The 19,246-nt window shown below is 69.7% G+C and carries 16 protein-coding genes; 10 read left to right on the forward strand and 6 right to left on the reverse strand.

The features are described from left to right. Positions 1–33 precede the first annotated feature (33 nt). The 3 genes from E2493_RS09245 to E2493_RS09255 form a co-directional block, all read right to left on the reverse strand. Positions 34–582, reverse strand: a complete 549-nt coding sequence (locus tag E2493_RS09245) for an RNA polymerase sigma factor (protein WP_225421285.1) — start codon at positions 580–582, stop codon at positions 34–36. Positions 583–760: 178 nt separating this feature from the next. Beyond that, the gene (locus E2493_RS09250; RefSeq protein WP_135085999.1) at positions 761–1,363 is read right to left on the reverse strand and encodes a TIGR02466 family protein; all 603 of its coding nucleotides are present in this window, start codon (positions 1,361–1,363) and stop codon (positions 761–763) included. 38 nt (positions 1,364–1,401) lie between these two features. Next, the gene (locus tag E2493_RS09255) at positions 1,402–2,469 is read right to left on the reverse strand and encodes a GNAT family N-acetyltransferase (protein ID WP_135086001.1); all 1,068 of its coding nucleotides are present in this window, start codon (positions 2,467–2,469) and stop codon (positions 1,402–1,404) included. A gap of 116 nt (positions 2,470–2,585) precedes the next feature. Between E2493_RS09255 and E2493_RS09260 the strand changes: the two genes are divergently transcribed. The 3 genes from E2493_RS09260 (at position 2,586) to E2493_RS09270 (ending at position 6,635) form a co-directional block, all read left to right on the forward strand. Further along, positions 2,586–3,164 (forward strand): HD domain-containing protein, encoded by a 579-nt coding sequence (locus E2493_RS09260; protein WP_135086003.1) that lies wholly within the window; start codon positions 2,586–2,588, stop codon positions 3,162–3,164. 185 nt (positions 3,165–3,349) lie between these two features. Further along, positions 3,350–6,328: a PAS domain-containing protein gene (locus tag E2493_RS09265; RefSeq protein ID WP_135086005.1), complete on the forward strand. Its 2,979-nt coding sequence runs from the start codon at positions 3,350–3,352 to the stop codon at positions 6,326–6,328. A gap of 100 nt (positions 6,329–6,428) precedes the next feature. Beyond that, positions 6,429–6,635 carry a hypervirulence associated TUDOR domain-containing protein gene (locus tag E2493_RS09270; RefSeq protein WP_135086007.1) on the forward strand — a complete coding sequence of 69 codons (207 nt, stop codon included), beginning with the start codon at positions 6,429–6,431 and terminating at the stop codon, positions 6,633–6,635. A 12-nt stretch (positions 6,636–6,647) separates the two neighbouring features. On the opposite strand, the gene E2493_RS09275 is transcribed toward E2493_RS09270, so the two are convergent. Then, positions 6,648–7,487 carry an oxygenase MpaB family protein gene (locus tag E2493_RS09275; protein WP_135086075.1) on the reverse strand — a complete coding sequence of 280 codons (840 nt, stop codon included), beginning with the start codon at positions 7,485–7,487 and terminating at the stop codon, positions 6,648–6,650. Between the two features lie 158 nt (positions 7,488–7,645). Here E2493_RS09275 and E2493_RS09280 point away from each other — a divergent pair, with 158 nt between their 5' ends. The 7 genes from E2493_RS09280 (at position 7,646) to E2493_RS09310 (ending at position 16,911) form a co-directional block, all read left to right on the forward strand. Beyond that, on the forward strand, positions 7,646–8,341 hold the full coding sequence (locus tag E2493_RS09280; protein ID WP_225421286.1) for an SRPBCC family protein: 696 nt from the start codon (positions 7,646–7,648) through the stop codon (positions 8,339–8,341). Between the two features lie 10 nt (positions 8,342–8,351). Beyond that, positions 8,352–9,575 (forward strand): zinc-dependent alcohol dehydrogenase, encoded by a 1,224-nt coding sequence (locus E2493_RS09285; protein ID WP_135086009.1) that lies wholly within the window; start codon positions 8,352–8,354, stop codon positions 9,573–9,575. Next, positions 9,562–10,341: an SDR family NAD(P)-dependent oxidoreductase gene (locus E2493_RS09290; RefSeq protein ID WP_135086011.1), complete on the forward strand. Its 780-nt coding sequence runs from the start codon at positions 9,562–9,564 to the stop codon at positions 10,339–10,341. Before E2493_RS09285 ends, E2493_RS09290 begins: the two co-directional genes overlap by 14 nt. A 95-nt stretch (positions 10,342–10,436) precedes the next feature. Continuing rightward, a complete protein-coding gene (locus tag E2493_RS09295; protein WP_135086013.1) occupies positions 10,437–12,452 on the forward strand; it encodes an LTA synthase family protein in 2,016 nt (671 codons plus the stop codon). A gap of 58 nt (positions 12,453–12,510) precedes the next feature. Then, positions 12,511–14,028, forward strand: coding sequence for a hypothetical protein (locus E2493_RS09300; RefSeq protein WP_225421287.1), 1,518 nt, complete (start codon positions 12,511–12,513; stop codon positions 14,026–14,028). Continuing rightward, positions 14,025–14,513 carry a DUF2141 domain-containing protein gene (locus E2493_RS09305; protein ID WP_135086017.1) on the forward strand — a complete coding sequence of 163 codons (489 nt, stop codon included), beginning with the start codon at positions 14,025–14,027 and terminating at the stop codon, positions 14,511–14,513. The genes E2493_RS09300 and E2493_RS09305 overlap by 4 nt, the downstream gene beginning before the upstream one ends. An 88-nt stretch (positions 14,514–14,601) precedes the next feature. Next, positions 14,602–16,911: an LptF/LptG family permease gene (locus E2493_RS09310; protein ID WP_135086019.1), complete on the forward strand. Its 2,310-nt coding sequence runs from the start codon at positions 14,602–14,604 to the stop codon at positions 16,909–16,911. Here E2493_RS09310 and E2493_RS09315 read toward each other — a convergent pair. Then, positions 16,896–18,041 carry a glycosyltransferase gene (locus E2493_RS09315; RefSeq protein ID WP_135086021.1) on the reverse strand — a complete coding sequence of 382 codons (1,146 nt, stop codon included), beginning with the start codon at positions 18,039–18,041 and terminating at the stop codon, positions 16,896–16,898. The genes E2493_RS09310 and E2493_RS09315 overlap by 16 nt on opposite strands. After that, complete coding sequence (locus tag E2493_RS09320; RefSeq protein ID WP_135086023.1) at positions 18,032–19,204, reverse strand: glycosyltransferase; 1,173 nt, start codon at positions 19,202–19,204, stop codon at positions 18,032–18,034. The genes E2493_RS09315 and E2493_RS09320 overlap by 10 nt, the downstream gene beginning before the upstream one ends. Positions 19,205–19,246 lie beyond the last annotated feature (42 nt).

Consider the following 19,246-nt stretch of genomic DNA (forward strand, 5'->3'; position numbering starts at 1 on the left):
GACCACCTCAATGCCGAGACGCCGCGGCACGGCTCAATCCGCATCGCGCCGCCTCCGATAGTCGATCAGCGCGCGATACGCCTTCTGGAGGTGCTTCTCGACGGCGCTGAGGCTGATGCCCAGATCGGCGGCAATCTCCCGCTGGTTCTGGCCGCGCAGCCGAAACCGGCGGAAGATCGCATCGGTGCGCTCGCCGAGGCCGGTGAGAACCGCCTCGGCCTGGGCCAGTTCGCTGCGCGCCACGGCCTGCTGTTCGGCGTTGGGACGGTCGTCGGGACGCTCGACGCCCGGCTCGACACCGGCCCATTCGGTATCGCGCTTCGCCTGCCGCAGACCGGCGCGGCGGCGATCGAGCATCAGATTGCTGGCGGTGCGATAGAGATAGGGAACGGGATCGCGGATCGGCCCCGAAACCCCGGCGGAGGCCTTGATCCACATCTCCTGGAGCAGGTCTTCGGCGTCGTCGCCGGCACCTCGCGCGCGCAGGAAGCGGAGCAGCGCCTCCCTGTGGACCAGGTAGACCTGCTCGAGCCCGCTCGGGCTGCCCTCCCCTGTATCGCGAGCGCGTTCCGCTGCACCCACTGACCCGATCTCCTCCCGTGGCGGCGCCGTTTCCAACCCGCGGATGAACGGGAGATGACCAGCCTCTCCCCCGGTCGGCCGCACGAGATCAGACCCGACGACCACTGCGCGCGCTATGTGTTTGTGACCGGGATGCTTCTTTCTGCGACAAGCCAGCATTGGCGCGCCGCGTGATTTTTTAGCGATAGTTGAAGCTGATGCTGATCCGCGGATTCTTCCCGCTGCCGGGCACCACCTCATGCCGCAACCAGCTCTCCCACAGGAAGACGCTGCCGGGTTGCGGGGCGGCGGTGACGAAGGTCCGCAGCATCTCGGGCGCATCGTCCTGCCGGGTCGGCGCGGCCATCATCATCGGCAGCCGCGGGTCTTCCAGCTTGAGCGGCCCGGCGCCGGGCGGCACGGCGACGTAGACGGTGCCGGAAACGATGCTGTGCGGATGGATATGGGCACTGTGCGCCCCGCCCGGCTTCAGCACGTTGACCCAGAGGCTGTCGAGCTTCAGCCTGCGTCCGCCGAGATCGAATGCCGCATCGGCGGCGAACGCGGCGACGTGGCGGTTCAGCAGCCGCACCAGATCGGCGAAGCGCGGATCGCGCACCGGAAGATCATTCAGCGACGCATAAGAGGTATAGCCGCGATAGCCGTGGTCGCGCGACCAGCGCCGCCCCGCCTGGTCCTCCTCGGCGAGCGCGCGGCAGGCCTCGTCGAGCTCGGCGATGAGGTCGGGCGCAGCGAGCGCGGCTTCGTAGAAGAGCGTGGCGAAGAGCGGACGGGTCGGCATCCCGTCGCGTTAGAGGAAGGGGAGCCGCCCGAACAGGGCTAACGCCCGCTGGCGCGCCACAGCGGCCCGAGCAGGGCGGCCGGAATGGGGCGCCGGACGAACAGCACGTCGACCAGGTCCGGACCCGGCTCGGCACCGATCGTGCGCTTGTAGCCGCTGTCCCCGGCGCCCCAGTCGACGGTCTCGATGCCCCGATCGAGCGCCTCGACGAGATTGCGATAGTAGAGGCACTTGCCTGGACTGTGCTTGGCGAGGCGCGGATCGTAGCTGTTCGCGATCGCGTATTTCAGCGCGCCGGCATCGAGGTCGAACGAGAACGCCGCCGGGGTACCGTCGACCGACAGGATCGCCGCCCGCATCGCGCGGGCCAGCACCGGGTCCCGCGCCGCGCCCTCCCATATCCGGCGATGCTGCGGCGCCATGAACTTGGCGTCGGAGCCGTCGGTCTCGGACGCGATCCAGCTCTTCCGCTCGACCTCGGCGAGCGCCTCGAACAGCGCCGGCGTCCAGTCGCTGCCGGAGACGAAGCGCCACTCCAGCGCGCCGTGGCTGGCGAGGTGCTTCTCGTGGAACCGGTTCTTCTTCAGCGTCGAGCCGCGCGGCCACGTGCCCTCGCGCCGCAGCGCCGCCATGTCGAGCCGGAACGAAGGCGCGATCCGCCGCGGCAGCGCGGTCCAGCCCGCCCCGCGGCAGACGCGGAGCAACCGCACCAGCGTCGGATCGTCCGCATAGACCGGACCGATCCGCCACACCGGTCCAAGGACGCGGCGCGCCGGAGGAGAGGCGAGCAAGGCGCCGAGCTCGTCGTCGCCGAGATCGGACGCGATCGGAAAGCTCCGGAACGGCCAATAGCCGCCGGGCACCTCGCGCAGCGCGCCGGCGAGGCCCGGCAGCGTCGGCAAGGCCGCGACGATGCTGCCGTCGGCGCGGCACGCGATCAGGGTTCGCGCTCCGGGCCGTTCGCTCGCGGCGTACCATGCGCGACGCAGGAACAGGTGCCGCGAATCGGCGCGCGCGGCCGCAGCATCGATCTCGGCGCCGAACCCTTCGACCGCGCGTACGTCGATGGCAGCGCCCGCCGGGGTGAGGCGCCGAACCTGCTGCATTCTCCGTCCTCCTGCCCCGCTCCTAGGACGAAAAAGCCTACCAACAGGCTAACCATTCGCGCGCAGTCCCATCGCAGATCGGACCGGCTAGACCGCGCCCGGGGCAGGAGGGGCGCATGCAGGCTTATGTCGATTTCGTGCTGGAGCTCGATCGGCTGAAGGCGGTCACCCGCAAGGTGAAGCCGGTCGGCATCGATCGCTATGAGAACAGCGCAGAGCATAGCTGGCAGATCGCGCTTCTCGCCGCCTCGCTGGCGCATCTTGCCGATACGCCGGTGGACGTGAACCGCGTCGTCCTGATGCTTTTGGTTCACGACATCGGCGAGATCGACACCGGCGACACCATCGTCTTCGAGGAACACGGCTGGGAAGAGCGCAAGGCCGCCGAGCTCGCCGCCGTCAGCCGCATCTTCGGGGCGCTGCCGGACGGGCGCGGTGAACACTTCCTGGCGCTCTGGCGGGAATTCGAGACGGGCGAGACCGCCGAGGCCCGTTTCGCCAACGCCGTCGACCGCGCCATGCCGGCCCTGCTCAACCTCGCCAACGAGGGCCAAAGCTGGCGCGAGAATGGCATCGCCCATCAGCGCGTCGTCGATCGCATCGGCCCGCCGATCGCCGCCGGCTGCCCCGCGCTCTGGGCCTATATGGCGCCGCAGCTCGAGGCGGCGCAGGCGAAGGGCTGGTTCGGCGCCTGATCGGCCGGAGCCGAACCTGCTCCATCGGACGTAAAGCCGCACCCCGGCCTTTCTACCGCATCCCGGCTCCAGCCGCGGCGTGACCGCGACGCGGGCGACCGCGCTCCGCGCTTGACTGGGCAGGCCGCTGCACCGACACGCATCGTTGCGAAGCCGTCGCGGCTTCGCTGGGAGGGCGTACAAGAGTGGCCGACGGACTTGCCTCACCTCTCCGGGCGGGAAGACCCGCGGTCCTGCGCTCGATCCGCACCTACATCCTCGGCTTGGCGGCGCTGTTTGCGATCCTGCTTACCGCCGCTGCGGCAGTGCTGGTCCGCGAGGCTGATGCCTGGGGGCGCGCGCAGACCGAAGCCCAGCTGGTCGACACAACCCGCGCGCTCTCGCAAGTGGTCGACGCCAGGCTCGGCGCCTACCAGCGGCTGCTCGGCGCGCTCGCCGCCTCGCCGTCGCTGCGCGCCGGCGATTTCGCCGCCCTCGACCGCCAGGCCCGGACGGCGCTGAACGAGCCCGACGCTTGGGTTATGCTGAGCGACCGCAACGGCAAGCAGCTGGTCAACACGCGGCTGGCACCGGGATCGCCTCTCCCCACGGGCCAATATCCTCCGAACGTGCTGGCGGCGCTCGACACCGGCGAGCCGCGGGTTTGCAACCTCGCCACGGGCGTGGTCGAGAAACGGATCCTCTGCGTCGACTGGCCGATCATGGCGGACGGCCGGGCCGAATACGTCCTGTCGGTCATCTATCGGCCGCGGCTTCTCCAGGGGATCATCGACGCCCAGCGCGTGTCGGAGGGCCGCTATGCGACGATCCTCGATCGCAACGGCGTAGTGGTTTGGCGGAACGTCCGCCCGGACCGCTTCGTCGGCACGCCCGGCACGCCCGATCTGTTGCGCCTGCTGTCGGCTCGTCGCGAGGGCACGACCGAGAGCCGGTCGCTCGAAGGCACGCCCACGGTGGTGGCTTTCAGCCGCTCGGAGCGCAACGGCTGGACCTTCATCGTCGCGGTGCCGCGGGCGGAGCTCGCCGCCGGCTCGCGGCGGGCGCTGCTCGGCGGCGCGCTGGTCTCCGGGCTTCTGCTCGCCGGAGCCCTGCTCACCGCGTTCGCGGCGGCGCGCGCCGTGCGGCGCGAGATCGCGATCCTCGGCGACGGCGCGCAACGGATCAAGGACGGCGAAGCGCCCGCATTCGCGCCGAGCCGGTTCGCCGAATTCCAGACGCTGAGCCAGCTCCTCACCAGCGCAATCGCCGAGCGGGACGAGAGCCGCGAACGCTTTGCGCTGGCGCAGGAGGTCGGCGGGATCGGCTCCTGGAGCTGGGATTCGCTGCGCGACCAGGGCCATGTTTCGGACACCTACAAGGAGATGCACGGCCTCTCCCACGTCCGCGGGCCGCTCCGCTTTTCGCAGGTCGTCGAGACCGTCCACCCGGAAGACCGTGCCGATTACCTCGCGCGCGTCGACACCGCACTGGCGGCGGGGGATCCGGCCAGCATCGAATATCGGGTGCTGCGGCCCGACGGATCGGTCCGCTGGATCGTGGCCAAGGGGCGGCCCATTTTCAGCGAGGACGGGCGCAGGATCGGCTCGGTCGGTATCGTTCGCGACCGGACGATCGAATATGAGGCCGAGGACACGCTGCACCGGCTGAACGAGCTTCTCGAGCGGCAGGTGCAGGAACGGACGCTCGAGCGCGACCGGCTCTGGAATTTGGCCCGCGACCCGTTCGTCGTCGCCGACGACAAGGGCGTCTGGCTGGCGGCAAGCCCGGCCTGGACCAGCCTGCTCGGCTATCCGCTCGAGGACTTTCTCGGCCGAACGTCCGAATGGCTCGAGCATCCGGACGACGCCGCCAAGACTCGTGCGGAGAACGAGTCGCTCGCGGCCGGGAACGTGACGGAGCGCTTCGAGAACCGCTTCCGCGCCAGCGACGGCCGCTACAAATGGCTGTCCTGGAACTCCGTGCCCGAGGGCAACCGCTTCTACAGCGTCGCCCGCGACATTACCCGCGAGAAAGAGCAGGCGGAGGCGCTGCGCAAGGCCGAGGAAACCCTGCGCCAGACCCAGAAGATGGAGTCGATCGGGCAGATCACCGGCGGCGTCGCGCACGATTTCAACAATCTGCTGGTTCCGATCGTCGGGACGCTCGATCTGCTACGCCAGCGCGGCCTCCCCGATTCGCGCGCCGAGCGGATGGTCGGTAACGCCATCGAAGCGGCCGAGCGCGCCCGCGTCCTCGTCCAGCGCCTGCTCGCCTTTGCTCGCCGCCAGCCGCTGAAGGCCGGTGCGGTCGATCTTGCCGAATGCTTCGGAAATCTCGAGCCATTGCTCGCGACCACCCTCGGCCCGCGTGTCGCGCTGGAGATCGACGTGCCCGCCGGGCTGCGGCCGGTCCATGCCGACTGCAACCAGCTTGAGCTCGCCATCCTCAACCTGGCGGTGAATGCCAAGGATGCGATGCCCGACGGTGGAAGGATCCGCATCGCGGCGCGCTTGACCACGTTCGTTCCGAATGATCGCGAGGGCCCGGAACCAGGTCGCTACGTCGAGGTCGCCGTCACCGATAATGGCACCGGCATGCCGCCGCAGGTCGTTGAACGGGCGATCGAGCCCTTTTTCTCGACCAAAGGGCTCGGCCGCGGCACCGGCCTCGGCCTCTCGATGGTGCACGGCCTGCTGGCGCAGCTCGGCGGCGGCCTGAGGATCGAGAGCACCCTTGGCGAGGGCACGACAATCCGCCTGTTTCTGCGCGAGGCCGGCGAGGCCGCGGCCACGCCGGCAGTCGAGGCGGCGCCGCCGGTCGGCGCGGCCGGTGCGGGACGCGCGCTGGTGGTCGATGACGAGCCGCTGGTGCTCGAGGGCACGGCCGAGATCGTCGCCGGGCTCGGTTATGAGGTGGTTCAGGCTGGTTCCGCGGCCGAGGCGCTCGACCTGCTCGCCGAAGGATCGTTCGATCTCCTGATCACCGATCACCTGATGCCCGGCATGTCGGGAACCGAGCTGGCGCGCGCCGCCCGCACCCGCTGGCCCGCGATGCACCTGCTGATCGTCTCCGGCTATGCCGATGTCGACGACATCGCGCCCGATCTCCCGCGCCTCGCCAAGCCGTTCCGCGCGGCCGAGCTGGCCGAGGCGCTCGGCCGCGACCTGCGCTCCCCAGCGCCCTGACGATCGTCACCGTCATGGCCTTTGGGCCGTGACGCATAGAAAGGCGCAGGAACCGTTCCGTGCCGACGCCTGTTCCTCCGACGCACCGAGAGGAGGCGACATGGCGAAGGATCTCAAGGCGGGCGACCGCGTCCGCTGGAACAGTCACGGCGGCCAGGCGCACGGCGTCGTCGAGAAGAAGCAGACCAGCGAGACCCACATCAAGGGTCACAAGGTCGCGGCCTCGAAGGACGCGCCCCAGTTCATCGTCAAGACCGACGAAGGCAAGCGCGCCGCTCACAAGTCGGAGGCGCTCACCCGCGAGTGAGGCTTCGCCGGGTCAGCGCGCCAGCGCCCAGCGAGTGACGGCCGCGACGCCGGAAAGTCCGAGCCGGATCGCCGGTCGCTGCGGCACGGGCACGGAGAGACCGTGCATCGCCGCGGCCCAATCCGGCAGCAGGTCGATCGCGGCACGGATCACCAGCTGCCGGAACGGCAACAGGGCGAGGCTCGGCGCCGGCTCCTCGAACAGGGCCGCCGCGACCTCGCGAGTGCGTTCGTCGCAGCGCAGGCTCGGCCGCAGCGCTCGCAGATAGGTCGCAGCCGCGCGCCGGCTCTCCGGCACGTCGTTGGCGCCGAGCGCGCGCGCGACCTCTGCCGTCTCGGCGAAATACCGATCCTGATCCCTGGCGCTCATGCCGGGCGCGCGGTAGCGGCGATAGGCTTCGAGGAAGCTGCTTGCGCCGGCGATGTGCACCCAGGTGAGCAACGCCGGATCGTTCGCCGAATAGAGCGTGCCGTCGGGGAGCCGGCCGTGGACCCGATCGTGGATCGTTCGCACCCGGCCGATCAGCCGCGCCGCGTCGTCCTGGCTGCCATAGGTGGTCGCGGAGATGAATTGCGCCGTCCTTCGCAGGCGCCCGGCCATGTCGGCGCGGAAGTTGCTGTGGTCCCAGACCCCCGCCAGCGCGCCCGGGTGCAGCATCTGGACGAGGAGGCCCGACATGCCGCCGACGAGCATGGTGGTGAAATCGGCATGGACGGCGCGGCAGACCGCGGTCGGCGGGAACAGCGGCGGCGAGGTCGAGGCACGGACGGGGACGCGTACCGCGTCCCCCGCCTCCCCTTCGCCGAGCAGCCGATGCACCTGCCGTTCGATCGCGCGCTGGAGACTGAGCATGGCCACCCTTGCCGGAGCAGGATGCGCTCCGTTGATGGGGAACCGACCAGCGCGCGCTTGGTTCACCGGCAAGAACAGCGACAGATCAGCGCGACAGCGCGAAAGCATACCGGATTAGGACCAGGGTCGCGGCCAAGCTGAGCCGCCAAGGAGGAGCAATGGCGCCCTTTATGCTCAATGATGAAGACGATGAACGCAACGGCAGCGTCGAGCGTGCCCTGATCGGCGCGGCGGCGGTCGCGGCGACGGCCGGCCTCGCCTATCTCGTCGCCCGGACGCTGGGCGGCGGCGGCGGCGACAAAGCGCCGATCAGCGACGCGCCGCCTTCGGCGCTTCGGCGCGGCTACAAGCCGTCAGACGCCCTGGTCAGTCGGACGGTGACGATCGCCCGGCCTGCCCGGGAGCTGTACGATTTCTGGCGCCGGTTCGAGAATCTCGCGGGCTTCATGGACAATGTGAAATCGGTGGAGACGCTGGACGACAAGCGCTCGCGCTGGACGATCGCCGCGCCCGGCGGGACGGAGATCCAGTTCGTCAGCCGGATCACCGAGGATCAGCCCGGCCGCGTCATCGCCTGGGAATCGGAGGAGGACGCGCCGGTCCGCAACAGCGGGCGCGTGGAGTTCCTCGACGCCGCGCCGGGCCGCGGCACGATGGTGCGCGCCACCGTCGATTACGATCCGCCGTTCGGCACGCTCGGCCGCGGCGTCGCCAAGCTGCTGCAGCGCGAGCCCAACGTCCAGGCGCGGCGCGACCTTCGCCGCTTCAAGCAGCTGATGGAGACCGGCGAGATCACCAGCTCCGCCAGCCCGTCCGGCCGTCGCTCGGAAGAGCCGACCCGCCAGTATCTTTAAGGAGACCATGATGCGCGCACTCACCTGGCACGGGCGGCACGACGTCCGCGTCGACACCGTTCCCGATCCCGAGATCGTCAACCCCCGCGATGCGATCATCAAGGTCACCTCGACCGCGATCTGCGGCTCCGATCTCCATCTCTACGACGGCTACATCCCGACGATGCGAGCCGGCGACATCCTCGGCCACGAGAACATGGGCGAGGTGGTCGAGGTCGGCTCCAAGAGCACGCTGAAGGTCGGCCAGCGGGTCGTCATCCCCTTCACGATCAGCTGCGGCAGCTGCTTCCATTGCTCGAAGCAGCAATATTCGGCCTGCGACAATTCCAATCCGGCGACCACCTCGGACATGTCGGAGACGCTCTACGGCTATCCAATGGGCGGCGCCTTCGGCTACGCCCACCTCACCGGCGGCTATGCCGGCGGCCAGGCCGAATATCTGCGCGTGCCCTATTCGGACGTCGGCCCGGTGGTGATCCCCGACGGACTCGAGGACGATCAGGTCCTCTTCCTCTCGGACATCCTGCCGACCGGATGGATGGGCGCGGTCAACGCCGAGATCGAGCAGGGCGACACCGTCGCCGTCTGGGGCTGCGGGCCGGTCGGGCTGTTCGCCATCCAGTCGGCCTTCCAACTCGGGGCGCACCGGGTGATCGCGATCGATCATTATCCCCGCCGCCTCCAGCTCGCGAAGCAGATGGGCGCCGAAATCCTCGATTTCCGCGAGGTGGACGTCCGCGACGCCTTGTTCGAGATGACGGGCGGCATCGGCCCCGACGCCTGCATCGAATGCGTCGGCATGGAGACCCACGGCCTCGGCATCGACAATCTCGCCGATCATGCCAAGGTCTGGCTGAAACTCGGCACTGATCGTCCCGCCGCCTTCCGCCAGGCGATCCTCTCCTGTCGCAAGGGCGGCCGGGTCTCCGTGCCCGGCGTCTATGGCGGGATGATGGACAAGTTCCCGATCGGCGCCTTCATGGAGAAGGGGCTGACGATGAAGACCGGCCAGACCCACGTCCAGAAGTACACCAGGCAGCTGCTCGAGATGATCCAGGAGGGCAAGCTCGATACGACCTGGTTCATCTCGCACCACGCCAGCCTGGAGGACGGGCCGGACATGTACCGGCACTGGCACGACGAGCAGGACAGCTACACCAAAATCGTTCTCAAACCCGGCCTCGCCAAGGGCGAGGTCAAGGCCAAGCAGGAGAAGCAGCATGAGCCAGCGTAAGCTCGCCATCGTCACCGGCGCGTCGACCGGCATCGGCCTGGAACTCGCCAAGCTCGCCGCGCAGGACGGCTACGATCTGGTCATCGCCGCCGACACCCCGCTGGTCGACGCCTCGGCGTCGCTCAAGGGCATGGGCGTCGAGGTCACCAACGTCGAGGCCGATCTCTCGACGTTCGAGGGCGTCGACCAGCTGCTGTCGGCGGCGGGCGGCCGGCAGGTCGACGCGCTGTTGGCCAATGCCGGCCACGGCCTCGGCCGCGCCTTCCTCGAGCAGGATCCGGCCGAGTGGCGCCATGTGATCGACACCAACATCACCGGCACCCTTTATCTGATTCAGAAGGTCGCGCAGCAGATGGTGGCGCGCGACGAGGGGCGGATCCTGATCACCGGTTCGATCGCCGGCCACATCGCCGGCGCCTTCCAGGCGGTCTACAACGGCTCCAAGGCCTTCATCGACAGCTTCTCCGACGCGCTCGGCAACGAGCTCAAGGAGACCAATGTGACGGTCACCTGCCTCAAGCCCGGCGCGACCGAGACCGAGTTCTTCGAGCGCGCCGGCATGGAGGACACGAAGGTCGGCACGTCCAAGAAGGACGATCCGGCCGACGTGGCGAAGACCGGCTACGAGGCGATGATGAAGGGCGAGCGCAGCGTCGTCCACGGCCTGATGAACAAGCTGCAGGTCGCCGGCGCGAAGGTGCTCGGCGGCGGCGTCGCGGCCGAGATGCACCGCGATATGGCGGAGCCCGGTAGCGGCAAGGAGTAACCGCGGCGGCGGCGTCTCGCCGGCGACGCCGCCCTCGCGCCTAGTCGCCTCCCGCTCGCTGGGTTAGGCTCTCGTCTTCGCGAGGATCGGGGACGATGTCGCAGGGCGAGCCAGAGGCGGCGGGAAGCCGGCATTTTGTCATCGCCTTGCGCCTGGCGGCGAGCGGCTGGCTCGGCTGCCTTGTCCTGCAGGCGTTCCTCTATGCGCGGCCGGGGCCGTATGGCGGTCCGTTCCTGCTCGAGTGGCGACGCTATGCCTTCCTCGCGGCCTATTACGACCTGCTCGGCGTATGGCTGCTCTCGGCACCGTTCCTGCTCCTCTGGCTGATGTGGTATCGCCGCACCGGCAATTGGCGCGGCGCGCGCCTGGTCCATCGGATCCAGGCCGCCCTCCTGACCTTCAACCTGCTGCTCAGTCAGCTCGACCACGAGGTCCTCCGCTTCCTCGGCATACGCCTCGGTCTGTCGTTCCTCGCCACCTACGCTCGCTCGCATACGCTGGGCGACAGCCTGTTCGCCGATGTCCTGCTCGCCGACGCCGGCGGAGCTCTGCTCCCACTCGTGCTGCTGATCCTCGTGCCCGGCCTCTACGCTTCATGGGCGATGCGGCTGATCGCACGCGCGCCGGGCGCGCGGTGTCGGCCCGCGGCAATCCCGTACGGCATCGCCGTGCTGCTGCTGCTGGTGCCGCTCGCGGCGCCCGCCAACGGCTGGCGGATGGCGACGAGCCAGTTCCGCCTGCGCAAGGTCGAGCCGGTCGTCCTCGCACTTGCGACCGACGCCGCGCTCGGCTTTGGCGACGTGTCGGCGCCCGACGATCTTCGGAGCCTCGTCACCGCCTATCAGGCCCGGTGGCTGGACGAGAGCGACGACAAGGCCTGGCGCTTCGCCGACCCCGCTTACCCGTATCTGCGCGAGCCGACCGGGGGCGCGACCGGCCCCGCGCAACCGCCCTGGAACGTGATCCTGATCCAGCTGGAGACGCTGCGCGGCGTGGACGTCGGCTTTCTAGGGTCCCGCGCGCGTCCCTCCGCGACTCCCTATCTCGATTCGCTCGCCACGAGCGGCCGTGCCGCCGCCTTTTCCCGTGCGCTCAGCTTCGGACCGCCGAGCATCAACGGCATCTTTGCCGGCCATTGCTCGGTGGCGCCGCACAGCCGCCGCTACGTCACTGCCTTCGTGGCGACCGAGTTCCACTGCCTTCCCGGGATGCTCCGCCGTTACGGCTACCGCGCGGAGATGTTCAACGCCGGCGACACCGACTGGGACGGCGCCACCTACTGGCTGACGCGCTGGTACGATCGCCTGTGGCGCTATCCGGAAGCGAAGGAGCATGACCGTCCGGTGTTCCGCGCGGCTGCCCGTCGTATCCGGGCGCTCGGCCGCTCCGGCCGGCCGTTCCTCGCTACGATCGTTTCGGTCAGCAACCACACGCCGTTCTTGAGCCGCGAGACGCGCCTCGACATCGCCGAGCACGACACGCCGCAGCACCGCATCCGCAACACCACCCGCTATACCGACGACGTCGTGGCCGAGCTGCTCGGTACGCTCGAGAAGGAGCCCTGGTTCGCGCACACAATCGTGGTCATCTTCGGCGACCACGGCTTCAATCTCGGCGAGCACGATCAACGCCCGGGGCAGCAGAACCTGTACCGGGAGTCGGTGTGGGTGCCCCTGCTCTTCCTCGGGGCCCATCCCCGCCTGCCCAGGGGAGTACATCATGGCCATGCCAGCCTGCTCGACATCACACCGACCGTCGCCGATCTGCTCGGCATCCGGGAGGCAAATCCCTGGCAAGGGCACAGCCTGCTCGCCGCCGATCCGAACCGCGCGTTCCATATGGTCGCCCGCGATCTGGTCCTTGCCGAAGACGAAGGCGTCTCGGGAGTCACCGATCCGGTGAGCGACGCCTTCCGCCTGTTCGATCGCCGGCACGACTGGCTGCAGAACCGGCCGCTTCCCCAGGGCCGGTCGGCGGCGGCTATCGAGCAATGGGCGCGGCGATCGGCCCGTCTCAACGATCATTTGCTGCGCAGCGGCGCGATCTGGCCGGCCGCCGGAGGCCGGCGGACCGGCAGAGGTTCGGCCCCGCCCTCCGCGCCTCGCCGCTAGTCATTGGCGCTGCGGCCGTTCTCTTGATAGGCTGGCGGCGGCGACGAAGGAGCGGCTGGTGCGGATCACCGTGATCGACTTTGCCGAGCGGGGCCCGACGCGGGACCTGTTCAAGCGCAAGATGAGCCCCAGCTTCGCCAGCGTGATGCCGCAGGCAGTGGCGGTGTGGTGCGAAGAGCTCGGCCACCAGGTCCATTATCTCTGCTACACCGGCTATGAGGACGTCGCCGCTCCGGCCCGCGACACCGACATGCTGATCGTCGGCGCGTTCACCCTCTCCGCCTTCACGGCTTACGCGGTCAGCAACATCTATCGCCGCCATGGCGCCGTCACCGCGCTCGGCGGCCCACATGCCCGTTGCTATCCCGAGGACGCGGCACGCCATTTCGATTATGTCCTCGGCTTCACCACCAAGGCCGAGATCGCCGAGATGCTGGAGGAGCGGGCGCCGCGCCGGCCGATCGGCCGGCTGCTCGGTGCCGAACGTCAGCCCCGCGCGCTGCCGAGCCTCCGGCAACGCTGGAAGTTCGTCGAGCCGACCCTGGCCAAAGCGGGTCCGATCAAGATCATCCCGATGATCGGCAGCTTCGGCTGCCCCTATAGCTGCAGCTTCTGCATCGACGCGACGATCGCCTATCAGCCGCTCGATTTCGACCAGCTGCAGGACGATCTGCGCTTCGCCGTCAGCCGCGTGAAAAGGCCGCTGCTCGGCTGGCACGATCCGAATTTCGGCGTGCGCTTCAAGGACTATATGGACGCGATCGAGGCGGCGGTGCCGCCCGGATCAACCCGCTCGATCGCAGAGATGAGCATGTCCCTGCTCGGCGACGCCAATCTCGAGAGGCTGCGCCGCAACGGCTTCGTCGGCATGCTGCCGGGCATCGAATCCTGGTACGAATATGGCAACAAGACCCGCACGACTCGCGTCTCCGGCGCGGAGCGCGTCCGCCAGGTGGCCGATCACGTCAATCGCGTGCTTGCCCGGATCCCGTTCGTCCAGACCAACTTCATCCTCGGCCTCGATTCCGATCTCGGACGCGAGCCGTTCGAGCTGACTAAGCGGTTCATCGATCTCACGCCAGGCGCCTATCCGGCCTTTTCGCTGTTCACCTGTTACGGCCGGGCCTCGCCGCTCAACCTCGAACTGCAGCGGGCGGGGCGGATCAACGCAATGCCGTTCCACTTCCTCGACAGCAATCACGGCATGAACATCGTCCCGAAGAACTACGGCTGGGCGGAATTCTACGATCACGTCGCCGATCTCACCCAGCACGCGCTCGGCGCGCGCGGTACGATGCGGCGCTTCGCAGCCAATCCGGGAGTCACGGCGCGCCTGTTCAACCTGTTGCGCGGAGTGACCACCGGCCGTCCCAAATACCAGGCCGGAATGGCGCGCAGGCTCCGCGAGGAGCCGGACCTGCTCGCCTTCCTGAACGGCGAGACGCGGGTCCTCCCCGCCTTCTTCACCGGGCGCATTCGCAAGGACCTGGGGACGTTCTGGGACGCTCTGCCTCCCAATTCGCTCGATCACGACCAGAATGCCTATCGGGCGGCGCAACCGGCGGCCGCAGCATGACTCCCGGCGGGTGGAGAGGCGCCGGGATCGGACGGGCGGCCGCCGGCCTGGGCCTGATCGGCGCCCCGCTGCCGCTGCTCGCGGCCGAGACGGATTGCACCGGCCCCGAGAGCCAGGTGCGGCTGCTCGTCACCGTCGAAGGGGTGCGCGCCGCGGAGGGCCTGATTGCCGTGACTCTCTACGCCGACGACCCCAAGCGCTTTCTCGCCAAGCGCGGCGCGCTCTATGTCGGGCGGGTGCCGGCGAGGCAGGGACGCACCCGGGTCTGCATCCATCTTCCCAGCACGGGGATCTACGGCCTTGCCGTCTACCATGACGCCGATGGCGACCGCGGCTTCGATCGCAACGCCCTCGGTCTGCCCAAGGAAGGCTACGGCTTCTCCAACAATGCGCCGACCGTCTTCGGCCTCCCGCGCTTCGGCGCGGTCCGGTTCAGCGTGCCGCACAGCGGGTTCGAGACGCGGGTGACGCTGCGCTACCCCTGAGCGGTCCGCATCATGCGCCCTGAGTCGGGGCGTAGCCGATTTGCCGCATCGCTATCCGGGACGCGGCCACGACGGGGAATTCGTCGCCATGGCGCATGCTGCCGGTCCCGCACCCGAAATATCCGCGCGTCGGCCGCGCTTCGTTCCCCCGTGCCGGATCGACCTTTACCTGCTCCGCAACCTTGCTGGACCGTTCGTCGTCGCTTTGCTGCTCACCGCCACGGTCATGATGCTGGAGCGTGCGCTCAGGCTCGCCCAGGACCTCGCCGCGACCGGCTCCGACCTTTCCTATTTTCTGCCGCTGCTCGGCCTGCTGACGCCATATTATCTGGGGCTGGCGATGCCGATGGCGTTGATGATCGCCCTGGTCTTCATGATCGCGCGGCTCGACGAGATGCTGGAGCTCGAAGCGATGCTGGCGGCGGGGCTCACTCTGCCGCGAATCGCGCTGCCGCTGATCGCTTTCGCCCTGCTCGTCGCCGGCGCCACCTTCGTCACCAACGGCTTCCTCGAGCCGCTCGGACGCCACCATTTCCGTCTGATGCGGGCCGAGGCGCAGGCGTCGGCGCGGATCGGCGCGCTCCAGCCGATTTCCTTCTACCGGCCGACAGAGAGCCTGACCCTGAGCTTCGACGCGGCCGGCGCACAGCGGGGGCGTGTGTCGGGTCTGTTCGTGCACCGGCAGCGGGAAGACGGCGGCGAGACTCTGCTGACAGCGCGCCATGCGCAGCTCGCGACCAGTTCCGACCGACGACTGATCCGGCTCGGCCTGGAGGACGGGCTGAGCTATCAGGATGCCGATCCGGCGCGGCGGCAGCAGGCATTCGTGCTCGTCTTCGACGCCTATCAGATCGATCAGACTGCGGCCGGCGCAGTCGTCGGCCGCCGCCGCAGCAGCGATCAGAAGGAGCTGACCATCGCCGAGCTGCTCGTCGAGCGGGCAAGCGGCGCGCGGCGCCTGCCGCCGGCCGCGGTGACGGCCGAGCTCTACGCCCGCCTCGCCCGCTCGATCAGCATCGTCCTGCTGCCGCCGCTCGCCATACCGCTGGCCTTTGCGGCGAAGAGGACCCGGCGCGGCATCGGCATCGCCCTCGGCGGCACGCTGCTGATGGCCTTCCACCACGGTGTCAATTTCGCCCGGAACGTCTCCCGGGACGCCGACCCCGATCCCGCCTTGCTGTTCGGCCTGCTCTGCGGCGGCTATGCTTCGTTCGTCGTCGCCTTGTTCTGGGCGAGCCGCAGGCTGCCGAGCCACAGTCCTCTCTCGGCCCTGCTCGACCGGCTCCGGCTGGCGGCGCCGCGGCCGCGCGTTCGACGGAGCCGCCTGCTTCCGCTCCCGGGTGGAACGATCGGCGCCTACGTCGCCGGGAGCCTGGCATTCTGGACGCTCGTCGCCGCCGCGGCGGTGATCCTGCTGCTGCAGATGGTCGATCTGATCGAGCGCAGCGACGATTTCGTCGATCGCCGGCTCGGTCTCGCCAATGTCGGCCGCTATGCCCTGTTGCGCCTGCCGATCCTGCTACAGCAGGCGATCGGCGTCTCGGCCCTCGCTGGTGCGGTGTTCGGCCTGCTCCGTCTCACCCGGTTCAGCGAGATGGTGGCGATCCGCGCCGCCGGAATCTCGCTGCCGCGGCTGCTGCTGATGCTGCTGCCGCTGGCCGCCACCATGGCGATGGCGAACGCGCTGCTCGCCGATCGCGCGGTTCCTCCGCGGCAGGTCGATGTTGCGACCTGGTGGCGCGGCACCGATCCGGCGCCGCGCCAGGCGGAAGGCCGCTGGTTCAGGATCGGCGGCGACATCGTCCATATCGACGGCGCATCACCGCGCGGCGACGAGATCGTCGGCCTGTCGCTCTACCGGCGCGGGCCGGATGGGCTGCTGTCGGCGCGGATCGCGGCGTCGCGTGCCGTCGCGCGGCCGGGTGGCTGGCGTCTCAGCGACGTCAGGATCGTCACCGTCGCCGACGCAAGGATAGGGCGGCGCCGTGACGCATCGGCGCATTGGACGACCGCGCTCGTCCCGACGGACCTTCGCGCGCTGCTCGCATCACCGTCGCACATCTCGATCGCCGAGGCCCGGCGGGCGCTCGCCGGAGTCGCCCCGGTCGAGCAGGGGCCGCCGCGGTTCGAGACGCGCCTGCAGCGTCGCTTCGCCGAGCCGCTGGTGCCGGTGATCATGCTGCTGATGGCGCTGCCGCTGGCGCTGGGATCGAGCCGCGGGCCGAGCTGGCCGCGGCTGCTCTATCCCGTGCTCGGCGGCGTCGTCTTCCTCGTTTGCGACGGTGTGCTGACGCTCGCCGCCGAAGCCGGCCTGATCCTGCCCTGGATCGGTGCATGGGCAGCACCGTGCCTGTTCGGGCTGATCGCGACGACCGTCCTCGTCTATTGCGAGGCCTGAGGCGTCGCGAGCCGCGCTTCCAGGAACTCCGCGATCCGAGCGGCGCGGGCATCCCAGCTGAGCCCCGTCGCCCGGGCCGCTGCACCAGCGGCGAGTCGGGCCGCCAGGGCGGGATCGGCAAGCAGGCGGTCGAGCCCCGCCGCGGCCTCCTCCGGCCGATCCGGCTCGACCAGAAGGGCAGTGTCGCCGTCGGCCAGCAGCTCGGCCGTATCGGGCGCACGCGGCGCAAGGATCGGCCGGGCGGCGGCAAGGTAGGCGAAGATCTTGATCGGCAGCACGGTGGTGCGGTGACGGCGCAGCGGCGCGCTGGCGGCGGGTACGAGCAGCACGTCGCCGGCGCCTAGATAGGGCGGCAGCGCCGCAGGCGCCTGCCACGGCACCAGCCGCACATTGGGTCGCGCCCGCGCCAACGCCTGTCGGTCCTCGGCGCCGACGAGCAGGAACAGCCAGGACGGCCTGAGATCGGCGAGCGCGAGCAGCTGGTCGAGGCCCTTTCGCGCATTGACCCGGCCCGCATAGACGGCGATCGGCCGCTTCATGGGGAGGCCCAGCGCTGCGCGCGCCGCGTCCCGGGCGGGGACGGCGCGCATTCGCTCGGGGTCGACACCATTGTGCGCGACCAGCAATTTCGTGTCGGGCACGTCGGATCGGCGGTAGCTCTCCGCGGCATAATGCGAGTGCAGGATCAGGCCCAAGCAGGAGGGATGCCGCGCCGTCCGCCGGAACAGCGGCCGCAGCGCGGGAAGCTCGTCGGGCCAGGCGCGATAATGGTCCGTCGCGAAGGGCCGCGGCGATCGGGCCCCCATCGCCAGCATCGCCGGGATGCGCGAATAGAGGCAGTCGGCGTTGCGCACCTCCGGATCCTCGAACACCTGCCTCAGCCACAGCAGCGAGAGCAGCAGCCGCTCGCCGGCCCAGCGGCTCGGCCGCTGGACCAAAGCGAAGTCCCCGCGAACGTCGAACCAGCGGCGCAGGTCGTCGGCGGAGAGATCGGGATCACCCCGCCCCTGCGGCGCGATCAGGGTAATGTCCGCGCCGCCCCGCGCCAGCGCCGCGACGGTGTTGATCGTCTGCTCCTGGCAGGCGGCGCGCGACGGCCGCGCCCACAGCAGCGGATAGGCTATCCGCATCGCGCCGTCGCCGCGCCGGTGCCGAGCGCTTCATCGTACAGGGTTTCGAGACGCTCGATCTGCCTGGCGGCGTCGAAGCGCACCCCGGCAAGCGCCCGCGCCTTGCTCGCCAGCCGCGCCCGCAGCGGCGGATTTCCGAGCAATGCGACGATCGCCGCCGCGAGCGGACCTGGCGTCCGCTCCGGCACGAGCAGCCCCGTCTCGCCGTCGACGACGCCCTCCGGAATGCCGGAATGGCGACTCGCCACCACCGGGAGGCCGCTGGCTGCGGCTTCGCAGATCACCATCGGCAGGCCTTCGCTGTCGCCGTCCCGCGCGCGGTGGCTCGGCACCGCGAGAAGCCAGGCGCGGCGCATCCAAGCCGCCACCGCCGCCGGTGCGAGCGCGCCCGTGAAACAGACCGTTCCGGCGAGTCCCAGGGCGGCGGCGCGCCGCTCGAGCGTCGCGCGCAGCGGCCCCTCCCCAATCACGACCAGCGAGGCGGCCGGCACTCGAGCCTTCACCGCGGCGAAAGCATCGAGCAGCACGGCCGTGCCCTTCTTCTCGACCAGCCGGCCGACATGAAGCACCAGCTCGGCCTCGGGCGCGCTGCCGTCGGCCCGGAAGCGGTCGAGATCGACGCCATTGTAATGGACCAGTGTCCGCGCGGCGGGAAAGCCGGCGGCGAGCGCCTCGGTGCGCAGCGCCTCCGAGACCGCCAGGAACAGCCGCCCACGCATCGCCAGCTGCCGCTTCAGCAGCGCGTAGCGGATCCAAGACAGACGGCCGGAGAGCAGCATCCGTCCGGGCGAGCGGCCGATCTCGTAGCCGTGCAGCGTCGTCACCAGCGGCACACCGAGCCGTTCGGCGAGCGGCAGGGCAAGCACGCCGTCGGTGCCGAAATGGGCGTGGACGAGGCACGGCCGTTCGGCGGTCAGCCGCGCAGCCATCGCGCCCGCACGGCCGAACAAGGTGAGGCCGAGCCGCTCGCGCAGGCCGAGGGGAACGATCGCGCCCGCGCCGCCGCCGCGATCGTGCAGGCCGACGAGGACCGGCCGATAGCGGCGCAGCCCGTCGGCATGATCGCGGACGAACGTCTCCGACGCGTTGAACAGCGGCGATCGGAAGATCGCGACCGCCGGTCTGTCCTCGCGGGGAACGCCGTCCATCTCTCCCTTGGTCATCGCTCCCCGCGCGCGATACAAGCGAAACTTGCGCAATGCGTG

It is taken from the genome of Sphingomonas parva (ex Maeng et al. 2020) (assembly GCF_004564275.1).
Classification (GTDB): domain Bacteria; phylum Pseudomonadota; class Alphaproteobacteria; order Sphingomonadales; family Sphingomonadaceae; genus Allosphingosinicella; species Allosphingosinicella parva.